Origin of the sequence: Microbispora sp. NBRC 16548 (assembly GCF_030268985.1) — a bacterium.
In the GTDB taxonomy this organism is placed as follows: domain Bacteria; phylum Actinomycetota; class Actinomycetes; order Streptosporangiales; family Streptosporangiaceae; genus Microbispora; species Microbispora catharanthi.
This window is the reverse complement of record NZ_BSSF01000007.1, coordinates 461,445-484,953: the sequence shown is the minus strand read 5'-3', so window position 1 is coordinate 484,953 and position 23,509 is coordinate 461,445. Positions and strand designations below refer to the sequence as shown.

Here is a 23,509-nt window from a genome sequence, read left to right as displayed (position 1 = left end):
ATCCCTGACCCTACGGCCGCCTCCGTGTTCGGCCTCCCTCTGTGGCTGGTCGTCGCGGTCGGCGCGGTCGCCCTGTTCGGCGCGTTCCAGGTGTACTACTGGGTCGGCCGCAGGCTCGGCGAGGCGCTCTACCGCTCGCGGATGGGCCGCAGGATCGGCCGGGAGCGGATCGAGCGCGTGGAGAACGTGGTGCGCCGGTGGGGCGCGCTCGCCGTCTACGGCTGCTTCTGGGTGCCTGGCCTGCGGCACACGCTGCCGTGGGTCGCGGGGGCGCTGCGGGTCAACTACCGCTGGTATGTGGTGGCCAGCGCGCTCGGCTGCCTGACCTGGGTGCCGGTGGCCTCCTTCGGCCTCTACTCGCTCCTGTGGGCCTGGCTGTCGCTGGCGGCCCGGTCCCCCGCGCTGGCCGCCGCCGTCGTCGCCGTCGCGGCCCTGGTCGTCGCCCTCCTCGTACGGCGCCGCAGGAGGAGCCGGAACGGGGACGCGCCCGCCGCACCCGAAGCCGTGCGATCATGTCGGGATGCGTAACGGGGTACTCATCGCGCTGGCCGCCGCCCTCGTCACGGCAGGGACCGCGGCCGCGCCCGCTCAGGCCGCTGAAGCGCCCTCGGTCACGGCCAGGGAGGCCTACCTGGTGGACACCACGGAGGGAACGGTCCAGTTCGCCAAGCGCGAGACGCGCCGGGTGCCGGTCGCGAGCCTGACCAAGGTCATGACCGCCTACGTGGTGCGGCGGCAGGTCCGGCTGGACGACGTGGTGACCATCACCAAGGCCGACGTACGGCACGCGACGGCGGGCGGCGCCACGACGGCGGGCCTGCGGGCGGGCGAGCGGCTCACGGTGCGCGACCTGCTCTACGGGCTCATGCTCCCCTCGGGAGCGGACGCCGCCCACGCGCTCGCCGAGCGGTACGGCCCGGGGACGGCGAAGTTCGTCGCCAAGATGAACGACGCGGCGCGGGCTCTCGGCCTGCGCGACACCCGCTACGCCAACCCCGACGGGCTGCCGTCGAAGGGGTACTCCACCGCCCGCGACCAGGCGACGCTGGCCGTGGCGGCGCTGCGCGACCCCGTGATCGCGTCCATCGCCAGGACGCCCAAGCGGGTGGTCGGGAAGTCGGCCCTCCACCGGGCGCACGTGTGGCGCAACACCAACGACCTGCTGGACGACGGCGCGGTTGGGCTGAAGACCGGCTTCACCAACCAGGCCGGCTACTGCCTGTCGTTCGCCGCCGTCCGGGACGGGCGCACGTACGTGGGGGTCGTGCTGGGCGAGCGCAGCGACAGGGCGAGGTTCGCCACGGCACGCAAGCTGCTCGACTGGGCCGGCCAGGACACCGGTGAGAGTGCCGAGGCGGGGGCCGGGGTCACGCTCCCCTGAGCAGGCCGTGACAGGCGACGGCCGCGGCGGCCACCACGTTCAGGGAGTCGACGCCGAGGTCCATCGCCCGCGGGCTCATCGGGATGCAGACGGGCTGGTCGGCCTCGTGCAGCCAGTGGGACGACAGCCCGTCGCCCTCCGAGCCGAGCATCAGCGCGACCCGGCCGGACAGCGGGGCCTTGTCCAGCGGCACGGCCGACTGGTCGGGCGTGAGCGCCAGCAGGCGGAACCCGGCCGCCCTGATCTCCGCCAGGCCGCCGTGCCAGTCGGTCATCCGGGCGTACGGGATCGCGAACACCGCCCCCATCGACACCTTGACGGCCCTGCGATAGAGGGGGTCGGCGCAGCGCGGTGACAGCACGATCGCACCGACGCCGAGCGCCGCCGCGCAGCGGAAGATCGCCCCCACGTTGCCGTGGTCGACCAGGTCCTCCAGGACGAGGATCCGCGACCCCGCGTCCGTGAGGAGTTCGCCGACCGGGGGAAGCGGGGTGCGCTCCATCGCGGCGAGCGCGCCCCGGTGCACCTGGAAGCCGGTGATCCCCTCCATCACCCGGTCGGAGACCACATAGACGGTGGCCTCCCCGACGACGTCGGCCAGCGCGTCGAGCCACTTGGCCGTGGTCAGCACCGAGCGCACCGGATGGCCCGCGCCGATCGCCCGCCGGATGACCTTCTCGCCCTCGGCGACGAACAGCCCGCGCTCGCTCTCGACACTCTTGCGCAGATCGACGTCGCGCAGCCGCACGTAGTCCGACAGGCGCGGATCGGCGGCGTCCTCGACCGGGATGACCACGGGCCAAGGCTACGGCCTGCGAGGTGGACTCCCGCACATCAGGCGCAAGTTATGACTTTTGCCAGTATCGTTCCGTAAACCTGTTACGGCCAGTCGACATCGGAGAGAGCACCGTGGGCGGACGGCACCGCACAGACGAACTCGATGGCGGCTTCGACCCCCAGTACGAGCCCCCGCCGCCGCCGCGGCGGCGGGCCGGGCGGGGGACGGTGTTCGTCCCGCTGGCCGGAGCGGTCGCCCTGGCCGTGCTCCTCGGCGTCGCCGCGTACGTGGTGGTGAACAAGAGCCCGGGCTGCGCCGGCGAGAAGGTCAAGCTCTCGGTCGTCGCCGCCCCCGACATCCAGCCCGCCGTCCAGAAGATCGCCACCAGGTTCGGCAAGTCGGGCAAGGCTCTGGACGGCAAGTGCGTCGCCGTCACGGTCAAGGCCGCCGAGCCGGCCGACGTCGCCAACGCGATGGCGGGCACCGGTCCCACCAGCGGCAAGCTGGACCCCGACCTGTGGATCCCCGACTCCAGCCTGTGGCTGAGCGGCGTCAAGAACGCGCCGGAGCCCGCCGGGAACGCCGCGAGCACCCCCGTCGTGCTCGCCGCGTCCAAGACCGGCGCGGACAAGCTCCAGTCGGCCTTCAGCCCGAGCTGGACCGGCCTGATGAGCGCGGCGAACGCCGCCAACCCCGACGGCCTGGCGCGGAAGGTGCGCGTGCTCGCGCTCGATCCCACGCAGAACGCCGCCGGCCTCGGCGCGCTGCTCGCCGGGGCCGCCGTGCTCAAGCAGGGGGGCGGCAGCGAGGAGACGCTCGTCGGCGTGCTGCGCCAGTTGTCGGAGTCCACCGTGTCGACCCCCGACAGCATGTTCGCCACGCTGACCAAGGCCGCCGCCCGCATCCCGGTCGGCGTGACGTCCGAGCAGGCCGTGTGGTCGTACAACACGACGACCACCCCCTCGAACCCGGCGGTCGCGCTCTATCCGGCCGAGGGAACGATCAACCTCGACTACCCGATCATCGTCACGGCGAAGGACGCCACGACGCGTAAGGCGGCGCAGGCCCTGGCGACCGAGGTGACCTCGCCCAACGGCAGGAAGACCGTCCAGGACTACGGCTTCCGCGCGCCCGACGGCAAGGGCGGCAGCCTGCTGAAGCCCGACAACGGCGTGAACGCGAAGAAGCCGGCCGCGATCCCGCTGCCGGACGCCGCGACCGTCACCCGCCTCTCGCAGGCGTGGCACCAGATCAAGCTCGGCACCAGGCTGCTCTCCCTCATCGACATCTCCGGAACCATGGCGCTGCCCGCCGACAAAACCGGTGTGAGCCGGATGCGCGCGATCAGCGACCTCACCGTCGAGGGCCTGAAGCTCTTCCCGGACAAGGCCGAGATGGGCATCTGGGCCTTCTCCGACAACCTGCGCGGCGAGGGCGTCGACTGGAAGCCCGTCGTGCAGATCGGGCCGCTGGCCCAGCAGGTCAACGGGGTGACCCGGCGCGAAATGATCTCGCAGGCACTGCGTCAGGCGAAGGCCATTCCCACGGGCAACACCGGCCTGAACGACACCCTGTGGGCCGCCTACCAGAAGATGACCAAGGAGTACGAGCCCGACAAGGTCAACACGATCCTGCTGTTCACCGACGGCGTCGGCAACGACGACCCGAACGGCGGCATCTCCAATGCCGAGATCCTGCGCAAGCTGAAGGACGCCTACGACCCCAAGCGGCCGGTGAGCATCCTGATCATCTCGTTCAACACGCAGAAGGACGAGGACCGGACGCAGATGGCCTCCATCGCCAAGGCGACCGGCGGCGCCGCCTACTTCCCGCAGACGGTCCTCGAGATCCGCAACATCTTCCTCAAGGGCATCGCGCGTCGTCTCCAGTAACATCCGCACCTGTTTTCCCAGGTCATGCCGGTTGGGCATGACACTGTGATCCGTAAACGACGCCAGAGGGGACGGCGTCCCACTCGTGTGGGGACCGGCAAGACCAGGTTCCGTCACACGGGGAGGAATGTTCGTTGCCCGAATGGCCCGGCGTCGGGCGAGCCGACGACCACCGACTGCTGGAGGCGCTGCGCCGCGGGGGCGGCGCCGACGCCCAGGCCACGGCCGCGCTGTACGACGCCTACGCCGACCGGCTGAGCGACTACGCGTACGCGCTGGTGCGCGACCTCGACGCGGCGGAGCGTGCGGTGCACGACGCCCTCGTCGCCGCGTCCTGCTGCGCCGACCGGCTGAAGGAACCGGCCCGGCTGCGGGCGTGGCTGTACGCGCTGACCCGGTTCCACAGCGCCACCAGAAAAGGGGCCGCGCGAGGGGGGAAGGAGGTCACCGGACCCGTCATCGCCGTGGAGGAGTCCGCGGACCCGCCGCTCGCCGCGCTGGTGCGGGAGGCGCTGGGGGAACTCGGCGACCACGAGCGCGAGGCGCTCGAACTCGCCGTACGGCACGGCCTGACGACGGCCGAGATCGGATCGGTCCTCGGGCTCGCCTCCCGGCAGGTGTCGGCGCGGCTCACCCGGGCCCGCGACCACCTGGAGAACGCCGCGGCGGCCCTCGTGCTGGCCAGGGTCGGCCGGGCCCACTGCCCGGAGCTGTCGGCCCTGGTCGACCACGGCGTGGGCGCCGCCTGGCAGGACGGCCCTCTCGCTCCTCCCCTGCGCAAGAGGTTGAGCAAGCACATCGCGGCCTGTGAGATCTGCCGCGAGGGCCGGGGCAGGCACGTGTCGGCCGAGCGGCTGCTCGACATGATCCCCGTCGCCTTCCCCCCGCTCTCCCTGCGCCGCCGGGTGATCGAATCCGCGCTCCACGCCGACCGGCGTGACGCCGCCACCACCGCCACCGCCACCACAGCCGCCACCACCGCCGAGTTCGACCGGCGCGGTTTCCCCGCGACCACCGGCAGGCAGGCAGGGCACGGGCGGACAGGGCACGGGCCGACAGGGCGCAGACGGATCCGCTCCCGCCCGCTGCGGACCGCCCCCGTCATGCTCGCCGCCGTCTGCGTGTTCGGCGCGGCCGGCGGGCTCGCGCTGGTCTCCGGTCAGGCTCCGGCCGAACGGCTCGAGGCGATACGCGTACCTCCGACGGCGGCGCCCGGAGGCCCCGCCTCCGGAGACCCTGCCGTCGGAGAGCCTGCCCCCGGAGATTCGACGCCGGGCCCGGAGGAGAGCGACCTGCCCACGGCGACTCCCGCCGCATCCGGAGACGAGACACCCCCATCAGACGGTTCCCCCCAATCGGCCGCGACCGCCCCGCCCCACACCACCGCACCCTCGGGGCGGTCGCGGCCCTCTCCCACCCGTACGCGGCCCGTGCCCAGGCCGGCGCTGACGGCGCTGTGCCCCGGAGACCTGGGCGGGGCCGCGGGCGCGTCGATCACGCTGGCCGCGCGCAACGCCGTGATCGAGTGGACGGCCGTGACCTCGGGCGGGATCGCGGTCTCGCCCCGGCACGGCAGGCTCCGCGCGGGCGCGAGCGGCCGGGTCACGCTCGCCGTCGTCGACCCCGGCGTCGCGGGCAGGGGCGTGGTGACCTTCGAGTCCTCGGCCGGCCGGCCCTCGTGCCGGATGACCTGGGACGGCCAGGAGGGGAACGGCGACGCCGGCCCGCTGCCCGACCCGACCTCCGACACCACGACCGGTCCCACGAGCCGCCCCACGGCCGGCCCCTCCTCCGATTCTGCGGGCGAGTCGGGCGACGGCCCGCCTCCGGCCGGCGAAGCCGCCGCCACCCCCTCTGCCTGACGCATCCGTCACAGAATCACCAGTTGTTACACCCTCGTTGGAAGATTGGCACCCGCCAGTAACAATCAGGATTCGCGAGGTGTCAGCGGAAGTTTGAAAGGGGAAAAACGACGCGACCGAGGATTTGAGGGGGCATTGTGGCCCAAGCATGGCTGCCCGGCGCAAGCCGACTTCCCTCCCCCGGGGACTCCGGAGCGATGCTCGGAGGAGCCCCGAGGACCGTCTGGTTCATCTGGCCCGCCGACCCCCAAGGGGTCTCGGCCAGGTCCGTCGCCCAGCGGCTGATCCAGCTCCACCGGCCCTCCCACCTGGTGTGGAACCCGGTGACCGGGGAGATCGTCCAGTTGCTCCCGCCCACCAGGGCGGGCGGCGGGCTCGCCGCGGACCGCGGCAGGAACGGACGGGTCTGCGTGCAGATCCAAGTCATCGGCTCGGCGAGGGAACCGTTCACCGATACCAAGCTCGACGGTCTGGACGACATCCTGGCCTGGCTCGACTCCTGGGAGGTGCCGCGCCGCTGGCCGGCCGGCCCTCCGCTGCCCTATCCGCACTCCCTGGCCGCCGAGCGCAGCAAACGGCTGTGGGCGCGAGGCGGCCACTTCGGCCACTCCCAGGTGCCCGGCACCAGGGAGGGCGACCCGGGATCGATCGACATCGCCCGCATCATCGGCGAGGAGGCGCTCAACCTGGAGGCCCCCCTGCCCGGAAGCGAGCTCAGGCTCCTTCAGGAGGTATGAGCTCCCGGATCACCGCGCACCCGCGCCGCACGTCGGCGCGGGAGGCCGAGCCGTAACCCAGCACGAGGCCGTGCACCCGAGGCGGCCCGTGGTGGTGGGCCTCGGTCGTGTCCAGGAGCACGCCGCGTTCCCCGGCCCGCCGTACGAGGCCGGGGACCACGCCGGCGGGCAGGCTGACCATGACGTGGAGCCCGGCCGTGTCGCCCCGCACGTACGGCCCGAGCGCCTCGACGATGGCCGCCCTCCTGCGGGCGTACTCCAGCCGCATCCTGCGCAGGTGCCGGTCGAGGTCGCCGCGTTCCAGCAGGGTCGCCACGGCCCGCTGGACCGGCCCCGACGTCCGGTCGGCGAGGTGCATACGGCGCTCGGCCACGGCGTCGAGCAGGTCGGCGGGGGCGACCAGCCAGCCGAGCCCGACGTCGGGGCCGAGCGACTTCGACAGCGTGCCGAGCAGCACCACCCGCCCGGGGTCGAGCCCGTAGAGCGCGGGCAGCGGCGCGACGTCGTAGCGGAACTCGGCGTCGTAGTCGTCTTCCACCACGATCGCGCCGGTCCTGCGCGCCCAGGCGAGCAGCTTCTCCCTGCGCGGGATCGGCAGCCTGCCACCGACCGGGAACTGGTGCGCGGGCGTGGTGTAGAGCACCCGCAGGTCGTCGGGGAGCGCCTCGACGATCACGCCCTGCTCGTCCACCGGGCAGGGCACGACCTCCGCGCCCCGTGAGGCGAAGATCCGCCGGGCGGCCCGCCAGCCGGGCTCCTCCACCCCGGCCCGGCTCCCCGGCCCGAGCAGCATGGCGGCGATCAGGTCGAGGCCGTTGCCGGTGCCCCTGGTGACCATGACGTTCCCGGCGCCCACCGGCACGGCCCTGGCCCTGCGCAGGTGGTCGGCCAGCAGTTCGCGCAGCTCCGGGTGGCCGTAGGGGTCGGGGAACGCGTTCAGCGCGAGCTCGCCGGCCGAGCGCCAGGCCCGCCGCCAGGCCGCCGTGTCGTACCCGAACACCCACGGCCGTCCCGGCCGCAGGTCCACCCATCCCGGGGGCGCCGGCTCGCGGCGGGCGGCCCCGCGAGCCTCGACCGCCTGCGCGCCGGGCTGCTCGTACGGCACCGTGTCGTCGGCCACGTAGGTGCCCGAGCCGTGCCGCCCGTCCAGCCACCCCTCGGCGTACAACTGCTGGTAGGCGTCGGTCGCGACGGTCCTGCTGACCCCCAGCAGCGCGGCGAGCGCCCGCGTGGACGGCAGCCGCTCCCCCGCCCTGAGCCGGCCGGTGCGCATGGACTCCCGCAACTGGCCGGCCACCTGGACGGCGAGCGGCACCGGGGACTCGCGGTCCACCGCCAGCGGCAGATCTATGGTCACGCGCACAGTGTTCTCCGCAAAAGTGGTCTCCCCGTATGGGCACTGAGTGGACGTGTTCCGCCGGTCCACTTCGGCCTAACGTATCGGACATGCTCTCCACAACCGCCCGTACCACTCTTAGGCGGTCGAAAGACCGCGCCCGCACCGACCGCGCCGACCTGTACGCGATCCTGGACGCCGGCCTCATCTGTCATCTCGGCGTGCTGGCGGGCGGGTCCCCCATGGTGATCCCCACCGGTTACGGGCGGATCGGCGACACCCTCTACCTGCACGGCTCCACCGCCGCCACCTCGCTGCGGGCCGCGCTCGGCACCCCGGTCTGCGTCACCGTGACCCACCTCGACGGCGTCGTGCTGGCGCGCTCCGCGTTTCACCACTCCGTGAACTACCGGTCCGCCATGGTCTACGGCCTCGCCCGGATGGTGGACGACCCCGAGGAACGGCTCGCCGGCCTGCGGGCCATCACCGAGCAGCTCGCCCCCGGGCAGTGGGACGCCGTACGCCTGCCGGACCGCAAGGAGATGGCCGCCACGGCCGTGGTCGCCCTGTCCCTGGAGGAGGCGTCGGTGAAGGTCCGGCAGGGGCCGCCGAAGGACGACGAGGACGACTACGACCTGCCCGTCTGGGCGGGCGTGCTGCCGCTCACCGTGTCGTGGGGCGCTCCCGAGCCCGACCCGCGCCTCGCGCCCGGCATCCCGGTTCCCCCGCACATCGGGAACCGTCAGCCGCGGCTGTAAGCGGATTGCAAGCGGTTTCACCGACACTGCGGCCGACCCTTCATCAGCCAGGGAGGCCGTATGAGTTCCGCCGAGCACTGGAATGTGCCCGGTTACACGGTGACGCGTGAGCTGGGCGCGGGAGGCGGCGGGCGCGTCGTCCTCGCCGTCCACGAGGGGTCCGGCGCCCCGGTGGCGATCAAGTACCTGTCGGAGGACCTGCGCCGGGACGAGGGATTCGTCGCCCGTTTCCGGCAGGAGGCCCGCCTGCTCGTCGAGCTGGACGACCCGCACGTGGTGCGGCTCTACGAGTACCTGGAGACCGGGCGGGGCGCCGCGATCGTCATGGAACTGGTCGACGGCCCCACCCTGCGGGCGCTGCTGCGCGAGCAGGGCCCGACGGGCGCCGAGGCCGCGCTCGCCGTCCTCAAGGGCTCCCTGCTCGGCCTGGCCTCGGCACACGCGACCGGCGTCGTCCACCGCGACTACAAGCCCGAGAACGTGCTGGTCACCGCCGACGGGACGAGCAAGCTCGCCGACTTCGGCATCGCCGTGCGGGCCGGAGGAGCCCTCGGCTTCCCGGCCGGCACCCCGCCGTACATGGCGCCCGAGCAGTGGACGGGCACGGCCGCCTCGCCGGCGTCCGACGTGTACGCCGCGACCGCGGTCTTCTTCGAGTGCCTGACCGGCCACCGGCCCTACCGGGCGACCGAGTACTCCGTCCTCCGGCACATGCACAGTACGGCGCCCGTGCCGGTCGAGGAGGTCCCCGAGCCGCTGCGGCACCTGGTCGCGCGCGGCATGGCGAAGGACCCCGCGCTACGGCCGGCGAGCGCGACCGCGTTCGTCTCCGAGCTGGAGCAGGCCGCCGTGGCGGCGTACGGCCCGGCGTGGGAGGAGCGGGGCCGCCGCAGGCTGGCCGCGCTCGCCGCCACCCTGGCCGCGACGTTCCCGCTGAACCGGACACGCCCCCCCGAGGCCGGCACCTCGCTGTTCACCACGACGCTGCGGTCGCTGAGGAGCAGGGGTGTCCTGCTCACCGCCGGGGCCGTGCTGGTGGTGGTCGCGGGCGGCGGCATCGGCGCGTACGCGCTCGGCTCGGCCGGGACGCGCACCGTCGCGGCGTCGCAGGACACGAGCGGGGGGAACACGAGCGGGGGGAACACGGGCGCGGGGAACACGGGTGTGCCCGCCACGGCGTCCGCGTCGCCGGTCGTCCCTGAGGAGACGCCGCACGAGACCTTCTCGGAGTCCCCCTCGCCGGTGTCCACGGAGACGCCCGTGCGGAGCCCGTCCCCGGTGCCCACCCCTGCGCCCACGGTCAAGCACTCTCCCAAGCCCTCACCCAATCCTTCTCCGAAACCTTCTCTGAAACCTTCTCCGAGGCCCTCTGCGACACCCTCGGGGAAGCCGTCGCCCTCTCCCTCGCTCGTCAAGGTCGCCGGCCTGGATGTCGGCGGGCTGTCGTACAAGGCCGGAGCAGGCAAGGACGGCGCGACCGGCGCCGGAACGGTCACCGTCAGGACGAGCGGGCCGGGCAAGGTGACCCTGACCGTGCGCTTCACCGCCAACGGCACGGTGACCGCCACCCGCACGCTCACCCTCAGCGGCGCGACGTCCTACACCCGCACCGTCTCGGGCGACCTCGGCCACGTCTGCTCGGGCACCTGGGGCATGAGCGTGACCACCGGCCTCGCCGCGCCGGGCGGCGCCCGCGAGGCCACGGCGAAGGCGCCGCCGTGCCCGACCTCCGTCACCGAGCTGAAGGCCGGCACACCGGTCGTGTCCTCGGCCGGGGTCGCGACGGCCACCGTGACGGTGACCACCGACGGCACCGGCCCGGTGGACCTCACCGGACGGTTCTCCGCGCCCTCCGCGGGCGGCGGCGCGAAGACGGTCCGTCTGTCCGGGGCGAGGACCTACACGCGGACGCTGTCGTACACCTTCTCGCGCCGCCCCTGCGGCGAGAGCGTCACGTTCGACGCCTCGACCGATCCCGCGGGCCCCGGCGGCGCCGCGTCGCGTTCGGCCGCGGTGACCTGCCCCGCCTCCGTCGGTCAGGTACGCGTGCAGAGCCTGGACATAAGCGGGACTACGGCCACGGCCACCATCGCCGTCACCGCGGGCAACACCTCCGCGGTGCGGTTGAACCTCGCCTGGATGACCGGTGGCTCCACGGTGACCACCCGGACCTTCAGCCTGTCGGGCAAGACCGGCTACACCGTCACGGCCTCGTACACCTACTCCCGCTGGCCCTGCGACTCCTACGGCGTGACCGCGTCGACCTCCCCGGCCGCGGCGGGCGGCGCCTCCACGATCACCCGGCAGACGGATCCGTGCATCAAATGACCCCGGACCATCATTGACGACTCAGCCTGACTAAATCGTGACTTTTCATCGCAGTCGCAACGTCATCACTAAACTACGGTCTCGTCATATGGCGGGGGCCCCAGGCGATGAGGAGACAGACCGTTATGCACGGCCATACGGGCGCCTGGCGCGTCCCCGGCTATACGGAGATTCGTGAACTCGGCACGGGGGGCGCCGGGCGAGTGATACTCGCGCGGCACGACGCCGACGACATCCCTGTGGCGATCAAGTACCTGTCCGACGAGATGATGGCGGACCTCCACTTCGTCGCCCGGTTCCGGCACGAGGCCCGTCTGCTCGCCGCCATGGATCCCAATCCCCACGCGGCGCGCTTCTACGAGTACGTCGAGACCGCGCGTGGCGCCGCCATCGTCATGGAGCTCATCGACGGCGTCTCGCTGCGCGCGATGCTCCGCTCGGAGGGCCCGACCGGTCCCGAGGCCGCGCTCACCGTGCTCAAGGGCTCGCTGCTCGGCCTGGCCGCGGCGCACTCCATCGGCGTCGTCCACCGCGACTACAAGCCCGAGAACGTCATGGTCGAGGGCGACGGCACCAGCAAGCTCGTCGACTTCGGCATCGCGGCGCAGGCCGGCGAGGGGGTCAGGGCGGCCGGGACGCCGCCGTACATGGCTCCGGAGCAGTGGTCGGGTGGGAAGGCCGGACCGGCGAGCGACGTCTACGCCGCCACGGTCGTCTTCTTCGAGTGCCTCACCGGCGGACGGCCGTTCCGCGCGCAGAACATGGCCGCGCTGGCCCGCCAGCACCAGGCGACCCCTCCTCCGGTCGACGAGGTGCCGCCCCCGCTGCGCGACCTCGTGGAGCGCGGCATGGCCAAGCGGCCGGAGGACCGGTTCGCGTCGGCCGAGGAGTTCGTGCGGGAGCTCGAGACCGTCGCCGCCGGCGCGTACGGCCCGGCCTGGGAGGAGCGCGGACGGCGCCGGCTCGCGGCGCTCGCCGGGCTGCTCGTGCCGTTCTTCCCGCTGAAGGAGAACGCCCCCGAGACCGGCACCGCGCTGGCCGAGACCAGGCTCGGCGGGCTGCTGAGCCAGACCCGCATGAAGATCGGCCTGACCCTGGCCGGGATGGTCGTGATCGCGGGCGGAACGGTGGCGCTGGTCCAGACCGTGAGCGGCGGCACGACTCTGCAGGCCGGGACGACGATCGAGACGCCGAGCCCGCCCGCGGTCGATCCCTCCTCCATCGAGGTGGAGGACGACTCCGGCGACGACTCCGGCGACGACCCCACCGAGGAGCCGCAGGAGCCCACGCCGACCCCGGCGGCCACCAAGCCCAAGCCCGGCGCGTCGCCGACGCCGGTCGTGCGGCCCACCGTGACCCAGCGGCCGACCCGCAGGCCCAGCCCCTCGCCGAAGCCGAAGCCGACCGCCAAGCCCACGACCAGACCCACGGCCAAGCCCACGCCGAAGCCGTCGCCCAAGCCCGTTCCCTCGGACGAGCCCACGGTCACGGTGGACCCGCCCAAGAACCCGCCGGCGACCAGGCAGCCCAAGCCCACGCAGACCAGCAACCCGCCCACGACGCAGCCCTCCACCCAACCTTCGCCCCAGCCCTCGACCGAGCCCTCGACCGAGAACCCGCCCGTACTGACGCTCTCGCCCGGTTCGCCGCCGGAGATCCTATGAGCGTGCTCGCCGCGGCCCTGGTGACGACCGGCCTCGTTCCCGCCACACTGGCCATGGGACGCAGGCGGGGACGGCACGAAGGCGGCGGTAGATGCGAGAAGGCGTGACGGTCGCGGGACACCGGCTCACCGGCCGCACCCGGCCCAGCGAGGTGGGCACCTGGGCGGACGCCGTCTCCCCCGACGGGCGGCCGTCCGGGGTGCTGCGGTTCGATCCCCTGGCCGTCACGGCGGCCCAGGCGCGCGAGCGGCTCGTCGCGGCGGTCGGCGCCGACGTGCGTCTACACGGAGGCGGGCCGATCGGGCTGCTGCCCGTGATCGACCTGGTGGCCGCGCGTGACGAGGTCTGGCTGATCACCGCACGGGCGACGCCGACCGTCGCCGACCTGATGGCCGCCGGCCGCCTGGACCCGGGCGGCGCGGCGACCGTGCTCCTGGAGACCGCGCAGGCGCTGCTCGCCGTGCACGCCGCCGGGCTGGCCCACGGCGCGCTGCATGCCGGGACCGTCGTGATCGGGGAGAACGGCTCGGTGCTGCTGGCCGAGCGCGGCCTGCTGCGGGCGCTGCGGGGCGAGCACGCGTCCGCGGAGCAGGACGTGGCGGCCTGGGCCGCGCTCGCCGGCGCGCTGGCCGCGAACTGCGGGCAGGGACCCGCCGCTGCGGCGCTGCGGCGTGCGTCCGCCGCCGCGGCCCATGGGCTGGCCGCCGCGCGAGACACCCTGCTCGCCGAGCGCGAGGCGTTCCCCGGCATGGGCAGGGAACGGCTGGCCCACGCGGCACACGGCTTCGCCGCGACCGCGACCCCCGAACTCCCCGCGGGCGCGGCGGCCGGCTCTGCCGGCGGGGAGGCGGTGACCCTGCTCGACCTGCCGAATGCGGCGGACGGGCTCGACCTGCCGAATGCGGCCGACGGCCGCGGCGACGTGATGATGCGTTTCGGGCCCGGGGTCCCGACCGAGACCACGGCGGCGCAGATCTGGCGTGCCGGGCAGACCTCCGACGCCATCACGACCACCCACGCCGGCGGTCCGGCTCCCCGGCGGCGCCGGAGGCGTACGACGGCGTGGGCGGGGACGTTGCTGCTGGCGATCCTGATCGCGGCGGTGATCCTGTGGCTGCGCCAGACGCCCGGCGTGCCGCTCGCGGTGAGCGACGTCGACGTCAAGGCGCCCAAGAAGACGGTGCGCTGCGACGGCAAAGCCGATTTCGTGGGCGTCGTCACGACCAACGGCGAGGCCGGGACGATCCGCTACCTCTGGATCCGCAGCGACGACCGCAAGCCGCTGGAGCAGGAGCAGCGGGTCTCCTCTGGAGACACGTCGGTGGACCTCCCCCTGCACTGGAAGGTGACCGGATCGGGATCGTTCAAGGGCACGGCCACACTCCGCGTCCTGTCGCCCACGACGACGGGGAAGCCGCTCCAGGACAAGGCAAGTTTCACCTACAAATGCTGATTTCATTAGTGTGGCGCGCATGACGACGACCCCCGCCGGCTGGTATCCGGACCCGTACGGCTCCCCTCTCCTCCGTTGGTGGGACGGCACCCAGTGGACCGACGCCACCCACGCTCCCGGACAGGAGGCCGGGGCTCCGCCCCAGGCTCCTCAGCAGGCCCCTCAGCAGGCCGCTCAGCAGGCCCCGCAGTGGACACAGCCCCAGTGGGGACCTCAGAACCAGACGGCGCAGCTTCCCATGCCCGAGTTCGGCGCGCCGCGGCGTACGGCGCCGGTCTGGCCGTGGATCGTGGGCGGCATCGCCGCGGTGGTCGTGCTCGCGCTGGTCATCGGCGGCGCGGTCATCGTGCTGCGCGATCGCGCCGGCGCGGCCCTCGCCCGGCCGGACACCACCGCGACGGCCCCGCAGCTCGACCAGACCGTGCCGCCCGAGCAGGAACCGCAGCAGTCCACCCCGCCGCTGCCCCAGCTTCCCCAGCCGTCCGGTGACCGCATCACGGACCCGGTGACCGGCCTGTCGTACGCGTACCCGGGCGACAAGTGGCAGGTGCCGGAATCGAAGGACATCAACAACCCGGCCGACCCGACGAGTCCACTGTGGACGAGCGGCTGCCAGGCGACGTCCCAGTCGAACTACGACGGCAGGGGCAACGACTGGGTCGGCAGCGTCTACACGGCCGAGGTGCCCCAGGTCTTCCCCAACAGCGGCGCGCAGGGCTTGGGGCCGCTCGCTCAAGGGCTGCTGCTCACCTACGACCGGGCCTGGTACGGCATCCAGCACGACCGCAAGATCCTCCGCAACGAGGCGCTGACCGTGAGCGGCAAGCAGGGCTGGGTCATCGAGTTCGAGATGGACTTCACCAAGGTCGCCGAGGCCAACAATCTGAAGTGGAAGAAGGAGAAGGGCGCGATCATCCTCGTGGACCGCGGTCAGAACGCCCGTCCCGCGATGCTGTACGTCTCGGTGCCGGACAACCTGGACCAGTCGGTCATCAAGCGCCTGGAGGACTCGCTTCAATCTCAGTGACGTCCCCATTACCCTTCAGCATTACTCTTGAGCCATGACTGACCCGCTGGTCTGGATCGACTGTGAGATGACCGGGCTCGACCTCGGCCGTGACGCGCTCATCGAGGTGGCCTGTATCGTCACCGACGGCGAGCTGAACCAGCTGGATGAGGGCGTGGACGTCGTCATCAAGCCCCCCGCGGAGACGCTGGAGCAGATGTCCGAGGTCGTGCGGGAGATGCACACGGCCTCGGGACTGCTGCGGGCGCTCGCGACGGGGGTGACCCTGGCGGAGGCCGAGGCCGTCGTGCTCGACTACATCCGCTCCCACGTGCCCGAGGCCAAGAAGGCGCCGCTGTGCGGCAACTCCATCGCGACCGACCGCGCGTTCATCGCCCGGGACATGCCGCTGGTGGACGCGTTCCTGCACTACCGGATGGTCGACGTCTCGTCGATCAAGGAGCTGGCCCGCCGCTGGTATCCCCGGGTCTACTTCGCCTCCCCCGAGAAGCAGGGCGGGCACCGCGCGCTGGCCGACATCACCGAGAGCATCCGGGAGCTGCGCTACTACCGCGCCGCGGTCTTCGTGCCGCAGCCCGGCCCAGACTCCGCCACCGCCCGCGAGGTCGCGGAGGCCGTCTCCGGGTCCTGACGCGGAGGGCGAGCGGTATTGAGGGCGCGGAGGACTCCGAAATACCGCTACACTTTCTTCGTACGCCTCGAACGGCGGACATGGTGGGTGTAGCTCAGCTGGCAGAGCGCCAGGTTGTGGTCCTGGATGTCGTGGGTTCAAGTCCCATCACTCACCCCAATGGCGAACGGCCGGTCCGGACGGATCGGCCGTTCGCTTTTTTATGAGTGACTATAACCTCCGCGTATACACTCGATGTATAGTCACGGACATGACCGTTCCCCTCGCGTTGCTCGGCCTGCTGGAACGGGAGCCGAGCCACGGATACGACCTGAAACGCGACTACGACGCCTTCTTCGGCCGGGGCAGGCCACTGCCCTTCGGGCAGGTGTACTCCACGCTCGGCCGCCTGGCCAGGGACGGCAAGGTCACCGGGCAGAGCGAACCGGGCGACGGGCCGGACCGCAAGCGCTACGCCATCACCCCCCTGGGCAGGCAGGAGGTCGCCACGTGGCTGGCCGAGCCGGTCGCGGCCGAGCCGTACCTGCAGACGGTGCTGTTCACCAAGGTCGTGCTGGCGCTGATGCTGGGCCGTGACGCGGCCGGCTATCTGGACGCGCAGCGCGCCACGCACATGCGGCGCATGCGGGAGCTGACGGAGGTCAAGCGCGGCGGCCCCCTGACCGACGCCCTGCTGGCCGACCACGCCATGTTCCACCTGGAGGCGGACCTGCGGTGGATCGACGTCACCCAGGCCCGGCTGGGGGCCCTGGCCGAGATGGTGCGCGCGTCGTGATCATCGAGGCTCGGGAGGTCAGCCGCTCCTACGGCAGCACGCCCGCGCTGCGGGAGGCGAACCTGTCGGTGGCCGCGGGCGAGGTCGTGGCGATCATGGGTCCCAGCGGGTCCGGCAAGTCGACGCTGCTGCACTGCCTGGCCGGCATCTTCACACCGGACAGCGGCGAGGTCTGGTTCGACGGACGCCGCCTGGACACCCTGGACGACGGCCGCCGCAGCGAGCTGCGGCGCACCGCCTTCGGCTTCGTCTTCCAGTTCGGCCAGCTCGTGCCCGAGCTGACCGCGGCCGACAACGTGATGCTGCCGCTGCTGCTGGGCCGCACCAGGAGAAAGCACGCCGAGCGGCGGGCGGCCGAATGGCTGGAGCGGCTGGAGCTGGCCGACCTGGGCGGCCGGCGCACCGGGGAGCTGTCCGGCGGGCAGGCGCAGCGCGTGGCTATCGCGCGAGCGCTGGTGACGCGGCCGCGGATCGTGTTCGCCGACGAGCCGACCGGCGCGCTCGACACGCTCACCGGCGAGCACGTGATGGACCTGCTGGTGGGCCTGGCCCGCGAGGAGGGCGCCACCGTGATCGTGGTGACCCACGACGCCCGGGTCGCCGCCTGCGCCGACCGGGAGGTCGTGGTGCGCGACGGCCGTGTCTCCGACCCGTACACGACCGGGGTCCTCCGATGATCCGGCTGGGCCTGCGGCTGTCGCTGAGCAGCGGCAGGGAGGCGGCGGCCAGGCTGGCGCTGATCGTCGTCGGGGTGGCGGCCGGCGTCGCGGTGCTGCTGTCCACGCTGTCGCTGTTCAACGCCTTCCAGGCCACCGACGGCCGCCCCTGCTGGGAGTGCACGACCGGCTCGGCGCCCAGTGGCTGGGCCCTCGACGCGACGGCCGACGGCGCGCTGTGGAACTACCACGAGGACTTCTACGCGGGCCGGACGATCAAGAGGCTCGACGCCGCCGCGCTCGGCACGCGGGCGCCGGCCGTCCCCGGCCTGTCCCGCATGCCCGGCCCGGGGCAGTACTACGCCTCGCCCGCGCTGGCCGGGCTGCTGGACTCGGCGCCGCCCGAGGAGCTGGCCGCCCGCTTCCCCGGCACGCGCGCCGGGCTGATCGGCGACGCGGCGTTGTCCGGGCCCGACGAGCTGGTCATCGTGGTAGGGCGGACGCCGGATCAGGTCGCCGCCCTGCCCGGCGCCAGGCAGGTCGACACGGTCTCCGCGGTCTCCACCATGCCCGCGTTCGACGACAGCGCGGACGTCTACCGGTTCGGCTTCGGCGTCGCCGCCGTCGGGCTGATCGTCCCGCTGCTGGTGCTCGTGGGCACCGCCACCCGGCTGGCCGCGGCTCGCCGCGAGACCCGCTTCGCCGCGATCCGCCTGGTCGGAGCCACCACGCGGCAGATCAACGTGCTCGCGACGGTGGACGCCGCGCTGGGCGCGCTGGCCGGCGCGCTGGCCGGCCTCGCGGTCTTCCAGCTCGTACGGCCGGCCGTGGCCGGCGTGCGGATCACCGGTGCCCGGTTCTTCCCCGAACTGGTCGCCCCGCACGCCTGGCAGTACGCGGCCGTGCTCGGCGGCGTGCCGGTCGTGGCGGCCTGCGCCGCCCTGTGGTCGCTGCGCCGGGTGCGGATCTCGCCGCTCGGCGTGGCGAGGAAGACCGCCGCGTCCCCGCCACGAGCGTGGCGGGTGATCCCGCTGCTGGCGGGGCTGGGGATGTTCGCGGGCCCGGTGTACCGGAACGGCAAGCCCGACGATCTGCTGGCCGTCGTCGCGCTCGCGCTGGTCATGGTCGGGCTGATGCTGGCCGGCCCCTGGCTGACCATGGTCGCCGCACGCCTGACCGCCCGGCTGACCCGGGGCGGAGCGACGCTGCTGGCCGCGCGGCGCCTGGCCGCCGATCCGAAGGCCGCCTTCAGGTCGGTGAGCGGGCTGGTGCTGGCGGTGTTCATCGGGACGACGATCGCGGCCCTCGTGCCGACGGTGGTCGCCGGCCAGCAGAAGGTGGCCGGGGGCACACTCAACGACGTTCTGGGCGCCAGGTTCGACCGGCCGGGCGTCTCCGGCCTCTCACCGCGGGCGGGGACGGAGCTGCTCGACCGGCTGCACGCCCGCCCGGGCGTGGACGTGCTGCCGATCTACGCGCTGCCGATCGATGCCAGGGCGGACATCGAACACGTCCCCCCGCGGCCCGACGGCCCGCCGCCCGCGCCGTACGTCGTCGAGTGCTCCAATTTGGCCCGCTTCCCCGTGCTCGGCCGCTGCCCCGACGGCGCCCGGGCCGTGGCGGGCAACTTCGCCCGCATCGTCGGCGCCGACAACCCTCTCACCGTCGACAGACTCCTTCCGCTGGCGGGCCCGGCCAGCCCGCCCGCCTCCGCCGACGGGCTCGACCTGGCGGCCGTCATGATCACTACTCGCGATCCGGCGACACTGGAGCGGCTGCGCACCCTGCTGGCCGGCTACACCGTCGAAGCGCCGATGACCTTCGCCGAGGTCGCCGAGGTCAGGGCGGACCTCTACACCCGGGCGGAGAACGTCGCGCTGGCCGTGGTCGGGCTCACCCTCGTCGCCGGCGCCTGCGGCCTCGTGGTGGCGGCAGGCGGCGGGCTGGTGGAGCGCAGGCAGCCGTTCACCCTGCTGCGGCTGGCGGGCACGCCCACGCGCACCCTGGCCGCGGTGGTGCTGCTGGAGTCGGCGCTGCCGCTCGTGCTGGCCGCGGCGCTCGCCTCCGGCGCCGGTTTCGGCGTCGCCGAGCCGCTCATCGACGCCCTCGCCATGAAGAGCGCGTCGATCGCCATGCCGGGACCCGTCTACTTCGCCTCCCTCGGCGGTGGCCTGGCCGCCTCCCTCCTGGTGATCCTCACGACGCTGCCGCTGCTGCGGCGCATGACCACGCCCGACAACGCGCGTTTCGAATAGGAGACCGATGAAGCTCAGACCACTGATGATCGCGCTGGCCTTACTCACCCCGGCCGTGTATCCCCTGTCTCCCGTGCCCGCCGCGGCGGCCGACGGGAGTTACTCGGCCACGATCCGGCGCACCGAGTACGGAATCCCGCACGTCACCGCCAAGGACTACGGCGGCCTCGGATTCGGGTACGGCTACGCCTTCGCCCAGGACAACCTGTGCACGCTGGCCTCCTGGGTGGTGACGCTGCGCGGCGAACGCTCCCGCTACTTCGGCCCGAAGGCCGAGTCCGACGACCCGGTCCGCCCGGTCGCCAACCTCGCCAGCGACGTCTACTACAAGAGCGTCGCCGGCTCCGGCGTCGTACGGCGGCTGCTGGCCCGCCCCGCGCCGGTCGGCCCGAGCGACGACCTGCGCCGCATGGTCGACGGCTACGTGGCCGGATACAACCGCTACCTCCAGGACACCGGCGTGGCGAACCTGCCCGACCCCAGGTGCCGGGGCAAGGCGTGGGTCGGCCCGATCACCGCCACCGACATGTGGAACAACCTGCTCGACCTCAGCCGGATGGTCTCGAGCTCCAGCCTGAAGGAGGCCATCACCGGGATAGCCGAACCCGAGGGACCCCCAGAAGACAAGAGACCACAGCCCAAGCCGGCCGCGGGCAGCAACGCCTGGGCGCTCGGCCGTCAGGCCACACGCGGGGGCGGCGGGATGGTGCTGGCCGACCCGCATTTCCCCTGGCAGGGGATCCGCCGCTTCTACCAGGTCCAGCTCGCCATCCCCGGCGTGCTCGACGTCTCCGGCGGCAGCCTGTACGGCACCCCGGTCGTCCAGATCGGCCACAACGCCAAGGTCGCCTGGGCCCACACCGTCTCCCACGCCCAGCGCTTCACCGTCTACCGGCTGGAACTCGCGGGCGGCCACAGCTACCTGGTGGACGGCCGGGCGGAGCCGATGGGCGAGCAGGAGGTGGAGGTCGCCCTGCCGGACGGCACCGTCTCCGGCCACACGCTCCTCACCTCCCGCTACGGCCCGGTGCTCGCCGTCGGCCAGAGCGACGAGGTGGCGGCGTACGCGCTGGCTGACGCGAACGCCGCCAACCTGCGGGCGGCCGACGAGTGGCTGGCGATGGCCAGGGCGGGCAGCCTCGACGAGCTGCGCAAGGCCCAGGGGACCTACCAGGGGATGCCGTTCGTCCACACCCTCGCCACCGACGTGAGCGGGACCGCCTACTTCGCCGACACCTCGGTCGTCCCCCACGTCACCGACGAAGAAGCGGAGCGCTGTGCCAAGCCCTCGCCCGTTCCTGGCCTCGATGCGTACGTCCTGGACGGCTCGACCTCCGCGTGCCTGTGGGGCAGGGACGGCGACGCCGTCGTGCCGGGCATCTTCGGGCCTGGCAGCCAGCCGAGGCTGATCCGCGCCGACTACGTGGCCAACTCCAACAACACCTACTGGATGGCGAACCCGGCGAAGCCGCTCACCGGCTATCCCAAGGCGTACGGCGAGACGGGCACCGACCTGGAGCCGCGCCCCCGGGTCAGCCTCGACATGATCGCGCAGCGGCTGTCCGGGGCCGACGGGCTCGGCGCGCCCGGCTTCACCCTGGAGACGCTGCAGGCCACGGTGCACGGCAAGCGCAACCTCACCTTCGAGCTGATGCGCGACGACCTGCTGAAGCTGTGCCGCACCCACCGCTCCTCTTCGGGCCCCGGTGCGGACGTGCGCGAGGCCTGCCGGACGCTGGGGAAGTGGAACGGGCGAGCCACCCTGGACGGCGAGGGCGCCGTTCTGTGGCGCGAGTTCTTCACCCGGCTGGGCCGTCCCACCAAACCGGGAGAGCCGGTCTTCAGTCCGTGGCGAGTGCCGTTCGACCCCGCGCGCCCGCTGACCACCCCGAGCGGGCTGAAGAGCGACGACCCGGCCGTGCGGCAGGCCCTCGCCGACGCCGTGCGCTACTTCCAGTCCAACCGGATCCCGCTGACGCTCACCCCGGGGCAGGCGCAGAGCTACTCCTCGATCCCGATTCCCGGCTGCACGGAAGGGGAGGGCTGCTTCGACCGGGTACGCACGGGCGGACCGCTGGGCGCGGACGGGCGCTACCCGGAGGTGAACACCGGATCCAGCTTCATGATGGCCGTCGAGCTCACCAAGGACGGCCCCCGCACGCGTACCGTCCTCACCTACTCCCTGTCCGCCAACCCCGCATCGCCCCACCACACCGACCAGACGGCCCTGTTCTCGCGCAGCGGGTGGGTGACCGAGCGCTTCACCGCGGCCGAGATCGCCGCCGATCCGCACCTCGAAACCGTCACCGTCCACGGGGGGCATTGACCCGGGCAAGTCAGTGCATTTTTCCCCAAAGGTGGACGTTGCGGGTTATGCTGCCTCACAACCGCCGTGCGGGGGCCTCGGCGATCTCTGATCGTCTTCTACGGAGGCCGGATGAGAATCGACGACCGCACCGCAATGGGGCTGAGCAAGCGAGAAGCCGAGGTCATGGAGCTGATCGCGACCGGTCACTCCAACGGCGAGATCGCGCGGCTGCTGTTCCTGAGCGAGAAGACCGTGAAAAACCACGTCAACCGCATCTACGCCAAGCTGGGCGTGGACTCGAGGATGACGGCCATCTGCCGCTGGCGCGGCGAACCCGCGCCACCGGCGCCGTCAGCTCCCGGCCAGATCCCCGGTGAGGACGGCACGCAGGCCGGCCAGGCCGTACTCAAGCTCGTCCGGCTGGACGGACAGGGCAGGGCGTAGCCGTACGGACCGCTCGCCGCAGCGCAGGACGAGGATCGCGCGTTCCTCCCGGAGCCGGGCGACCAGCCCGCCGGGGTCGGGGACGTCGAAGGCGCACATCAGCCCGCGTCCGCGCGCGTTGGCGACCAGGCCCTCGGCCTCCAGACCCTGGAGGGCGCCCAGCAGCTTCTCGCCCAGGATGGCCGCCCTCGGGATCAGGGCATCCCGCTCGATGATCTCCAGCATCCGGCGGGAACGCACCATGTCGACCAGGCCACCGCCCCAGGTGGAGTTGATCCTGCCGCTGACGTGGAACACGTTGTCGGGCACGAGGTCCACCCTGCGGCCCGCCATGACGCCGCCGACCTGGACCTTCTTCGCGAAGGCCACGATGTCGGGGGCCAGGCCGAGCTGCTGGTACGCCCAGGGGGTGCCGGTCAGGCCGACGCCGGTCTGCACCTCGTCCATGACGAACAGTGCCTCGTACTCGTGGCAGAGCGCCTGCATCGCCTGGAGGAACTCGGGACGCATGTGGTTGTCGCCGCCCTCGCCCTGGATCGGCTCGGCGATGAAGCAGGCGATGTCGTGGCGGAACCGCTCGAACGCCTCCCTGGCCTGCGCCAGCGCCCGTTCCTCCGCCCGCTCGACGTCCCCGAAGTGGATGGCGGGGACGTCGACGCGCGGCCAGCAGAACCGGGGGAACCTGTCGGTCTTGACGGGGTCGGTGTTGGTGAGCGAGAGCGTGTAGCCGCCGCGGCCATGGAAGGCCCGGGTGAGGTGGAGGACGCGGGTGCCGAGGCCGGGGTGGCGGCCGTGGGCCTCATTCCAGCGGCTCTTCCAGTCGAAGGCGCACTTGAGCGCGTTCTCCACGGCCGCCGACCCGCCCTCGACGAAGAACAGGTGCGGCAGTTCTGGGTCGCCGAGCACCCGCCGGAACGTCTCCACGAACTCGGCGAGGTGGACGGTGTACATGTCGGAGTTGGCCGGCTTGTTGGCGGCCACCCGGCCGAGCAGTGCGACGAACTCCGGGTCGTCGGCGAACGGGTTCACCCCGAGCGGCGACGACGCGAAGAACGTGTAGAAGTCGAGGTACCTTCGCCCGTCCCGGGCGTCGACCAGCCAGGAGCCCGCGCTCCTGTCCAGGTCGAGCACGAGACGGTAGCCGTCGACGAGCAGGTGCCGTGCGAGGGCGTCGTGCACAGTGGTGGGGTCCATTTCGCCTCCGCGTCATGCTGGGAAACGAGA

19 protein-coding genes and 1 tRNA gene are annotated in these 23,509 nt (G+C 72.6%); 17 read left to right on the top strand and 3 right to left on the bottom strand.

Going from position 1 to position 23,509, the window contains the following annotated elements:
* Nucleotides 1-24: 24 nt before the first annotated feature.
* Together QSK36_RS22495 and QSK36_RS22490 are read left to right on the top strand one after the other, a co-directional pair.
* The gene (locus QSK36_RS22495; RefSeq protein ID WP_285783773.1) at nt 25-528 is read left to right on the top strand and encodes a DedA family protein; all 504 of its coding nucleotides are present in this window, start codon (nt 25-27) and stop codon (nt 526-528) included.
* On the top strand, nt 521-1,381 hold the full coding sequence (locus QSK36_RS22490; protein ID WP_285783772.1) for a D-alanyl-D-alanine carboxypeptidase family protein: 861 nt from the start codon (nt 521-523) through the stop codon (nt 1,379-1,381). Before QSK36_RS22495 ends, QSK36_RS22490 begins: the two co-directional genes overlap by 8 nt.
* On the opposite strand, the gene QSK36_RS22485 is transcribed toward QSK36_RS22490, so the two are convergent.
* Nucleotides 1,368-2,177 carry a TrmH family RNA methyltransferase gene (locus tag QSK36_RS22485; protein WP_285783771.1) on the bottom strand — a complete coding sequence of 270 codons (810 nt, stop codon included), beginning with the start codon at nt 2,175-2,177 and terminating at the stop codon, nt 1,368-1,370. The genes QSK36_RS22490 and QSK36_RS22485 overlap by 14 nt on opposite strands.
* Nucleotides 2,178-2,290: 113 nt before the next feature.
* Here QSK36_RS22485 and QSK36_RS22480 point away from each other — a divergent pair, with 113 nt between their 5' ends.
* From QSK36_RS22480 to QSK36_RS22470, 3 genes are all read left to right on the top strand, one after another.
* The gene (locus tag QSK36_RS22480) at nt 2,291-4,051 is read left to right on the top strand and encodes a substrate-binding and VWA domain-containing protein (protein ID WP_183540105.1); all 1,761 of its coding nucleotides are present in this window, start codon (nt 2,291-2,293) and stop codon (nt 4,049-4,051) included.
* A gap of 134 nt (nt 4,052-4,185) precedes the next feature.
* Complete coding sequence (locus QSK36_RS22475) at nt 4,186-5,913, top strand: sigma factor-like helix-turn-helix DNA-binding protein (protein WP_285783770.1); 1,728 nt, start codon at nt 4,186-4,188, stop codon at nt 5,911-5,913.
* A gap of 197 nt (nt 5,914-6,110) precedes the next feature.
* Nucleotides 6,111-6,650, top strand: a complete 540-nt coding sequence (locus QSK36_RS22470) for a hypothetical protein (protein WP_285783769.1) — start codon at nt 6,111-6,113, stop codon at nt 6,648-6,650.
* Here QSK36_RS22470 and pdxR read toward each other — a convergent pair.
* On the bottom strand, nt 6,628-8,013 hold the full coding sequence (pdxR, locus tag QSK36_RS22465) for a MocR-like pyridoxine biosynthesis transcription factor PdxR (RefSeq protein ID WP_285783768.1): 1,386 nt from the start codon (nt 8,011-8,013) through the stop codon (nt 6,628-6,630). The two genes, QSK36_RS22470 and pdxR, sit on opposite strands and share 23 nt — an antisense overlap.
* An 83-nt stretch (nt 8,014-8,096) precedes the next feature.
* On the opposite strand from pdxR, the gene QSK36_RS22460 reads away from it, so the two are divergent.
* The 12 genes from QSK36_RS22460 to QSK36_RS22405 all read left to right on the top strand — a co-directional run bounded on the left by QSK36_RS22460 (nt 8,097) and on the right by QSK36_RS22405 (nt 22,285).
* Complete coding sequence (locus QSK36_RS22460; protein ID WP_183540113.1) at nt 8,097-8,744, top strand: pyridoxamine 5'-phosphate oxidase family protein; 648 nt, start codon at nt 8,097-8,099, stop codon at nt 8,742-8,744.
* Between the two features lie 60 nt (nt 8,745-8,804).
* On the top strand, nt 8,805-11,072 hold the full coding sequence (locus QSK36_RS22455; RefSeq protein ID WP_285783767.1) for a serine/threonine-protein kinase: 2,268 nt from the start codon (nt 8,805-8,807) through the stop codon (nt 11,070-11,072).
* A gap of 125 nt (nt 11,073-11,197) precedes the next feature.
* Nucleotides 11,198-12,736, top strand: coding sequence for a serine/threonine-protein kinase (locus QSK36_RS22450; protein ID WP_225898490.1), 1,539 nt, complete (start codon nt 11,198-11,200; stop codon nt 12,734-12,736).
* 91 nt (nt 12,737-12,827) lie between these two features.
* On the top strand, nt 12,828-14,189 hold the full coding sequence (locus tag QSK36_RS22445; protein WP_285783766.1) for a protein kinase family protein: 1,362 nt from the start codon (nt 12,828-12,830) through the stop codon (nt 14,187-14,189).
* 19 nt (nt 14,190-14,208) lie between these two features.
* Entirely contained in the window at nt 14,209-15,216 is a 1,008-nt protein-coding gene (locus QSK36_RS22440) for a DUF2510 domain-containing protein (protein WP_285783765.1), read from the top strand.
* 34 nt (nt 15,217-15,250) lie between these two features.
* Nucleotides 15,251-15,847: an oligoribonuclease gene (orn, locus tag QSK36_RS22435; protein ID WP_139576857.1), complete on the top strand. Its 597-nt coding sequence runs from the start codon at nt 15,251-15,253 to the stop codon at nt 15,845-15,847.
* 83 nt (nt 15,848-15,930) lie between these two features.
* Nucleotides 15,931-16,006 (top strand) — tRNA-His (locus tag QSK36_RS22430).
* A 91-nt stretch (nt 16,007-16,097) separates the two neighbouring features.
* Complete coding sequence (locus QSK36_RS22425; protein WP_161628069.1) at nt 16,098-16,622, top strand: PadR family transcriptional regulator; 525 nt, start codon at nt 16,098-16,100, stop codon at nt 16,620-16,622.
* On the top strand, nt 16,619-17,299 hold the full coding sequence (locus QSK36_RS22420; RefSeq protein WP_285783764.1) for an ABC transporter ATP-binding protein: 681 nt from the start codon (nt 16,619-16,621) through the stop codon (nt 17,297-17,299). Before QSK36_RS22425 ends, QSK36_RS22420 begins: the two co-directional genes overlap by 4 nt.
* Nucleotides 17,296-19,533 (top strand): FtsX-like permease family protein, encoded by a 2,238-nt coding sequence (locus QSK36_RS22415; protein WP_285783763.1) that lies wholly within the window; start codon nt 17,296-17,298, stop codon nt 19,531-19,533. Before QSK36_RS22420 ends, QSK36_RS22415 begins: the two co-directional genes overlap by 4 nt.
* 7 nt (nt 19,534-19,540) lie before the next feature.
* Nucleotides 19,541-21,859 (top strand): penicillin acylase family protein, encoded by a 2,319-nt coding sequence (locus tag QSK36_RS22410; RefSeq protein ID WP_285783762.1) that lies wholly within the window; start codon nt 19,541-19,543, stop codon nt 21,857-21,859.
* Nucleotides 21,860-21,970: 111 nt separating this feature from the next.
* Nucleotides 21,971-22,285, top strand: coding sequence for a helix-turn-helix domain-containing protein (locus QSK36_RS22405; RefSeq protein ID WP_139576861.1), 315 nt, complete (start codon nt 21,971-21,973; stop codon nt 22,283-22,285).
* Here the strand turns inward: QSK36_RS22405 and lat are convergent.
* Nucleotides 22,193-23,479, bottom strand: a complete 1,287-nt coding sequence (lat, locus tag QSK36_RS22400) for an L-lysine 6-transaminase (RefSeq protein ID WP_285783761.1) — start codon at nt 23,477-23,479, stop codon at nt 22,193-22,195. The genes QSK36_RS22405 and lat overlap by 93 nt on opposite strands.
* Between the last annotated feature and the right edge of the window lie 30 nt (nt 23,480-23,509).

Coding starts and splice junctions, on each gene's coding strand:
- QSK36_RS22445 (WP_285783766.1), top strand. CDS start 12,828: ATGCGAGAAGGCGTGACGGTCGCGGGACACCGGCTCACCGGCCGCACC.
- QSK36_RS22470 (WP_285783769.1), top strand. CDS start 6,111: ATGCTCGGAGGAGCCCCGAGGACCGTCTGGTTCATCTGGCCCGCCGAC.
- QSK36_RS22460 (WP_183540113.1), top strand. CDS start 8,097: ATGCTCTCCACAACCGCCCGTACCACTCTTAGGCGGTCGAAAGACCGC.
- QSK36_RS22410 (WP_285783762.1), top strand. CDS start 19,541: ATGAAGCTCAGACCACTGATGATCGCGCTGGCCTTACTCACCCCGGCC.
- QSK36_RS22490 (WP_285783772.1), top strand. CDS start 521: ATGCGTAACGGGGTACTCATCGCGCTGGCCGCCGCCCTCGTCACGGCA.
- lat (WP_285783761.1), bottom strand. CDS start 23,479: ATGGACCCCACCACTGTGCACGACGCCCTCGCACGGCACCTGCTCGTC.
- QSK36_RS22450 (WP_225898490.1), top strand. CDS start 11,198: ATGCACGGCCATACGGGCGCCTGGCGCGTCCCCGGCTATACGGAGATT.
- orn (WP_139576857.1), top strand. CDS start 15,251: ATGACTGACCCGCTGGTCTGGATCGACTGTGAGATGACCGGGCTCGAC.
- QSK36_RS22405 (WP_139576861.1), top strand. CDS start 21,971: ATGAGAATCGACGACCGCACCGCAATGGGGCTGAGCAAGCGAGAAGCC.
- QSK36_RS22455 (WP_285783767.1), top strand. CDS start 8,805: ATGAGTTCCGCCGAGCACTGGAATGTGCCCGGTTACACGGTGACGCGT.
- QSK36_RS22425 (WP_161628069.1), top strand. CDS start 16,098: ATGACCGTTCCCCTCGCGTTGCTCGGCCTGCTGGAACGGGAGCCGAGC.
- QSK36_RS22415 (WP_285783763.1), top strand. CDS start 17,296: ATGATCCGGCTGGGCCTGCGGCTGTCGCTGAGCAGCGGCAGGGAGGCG.
- QSK36_RS22440 (WP_285783765.1), top strand. CDS start 14,209: ATGACGACGACCCCCGCCGGCTGGTATCCGGACCCGTACGGCTCCCCT.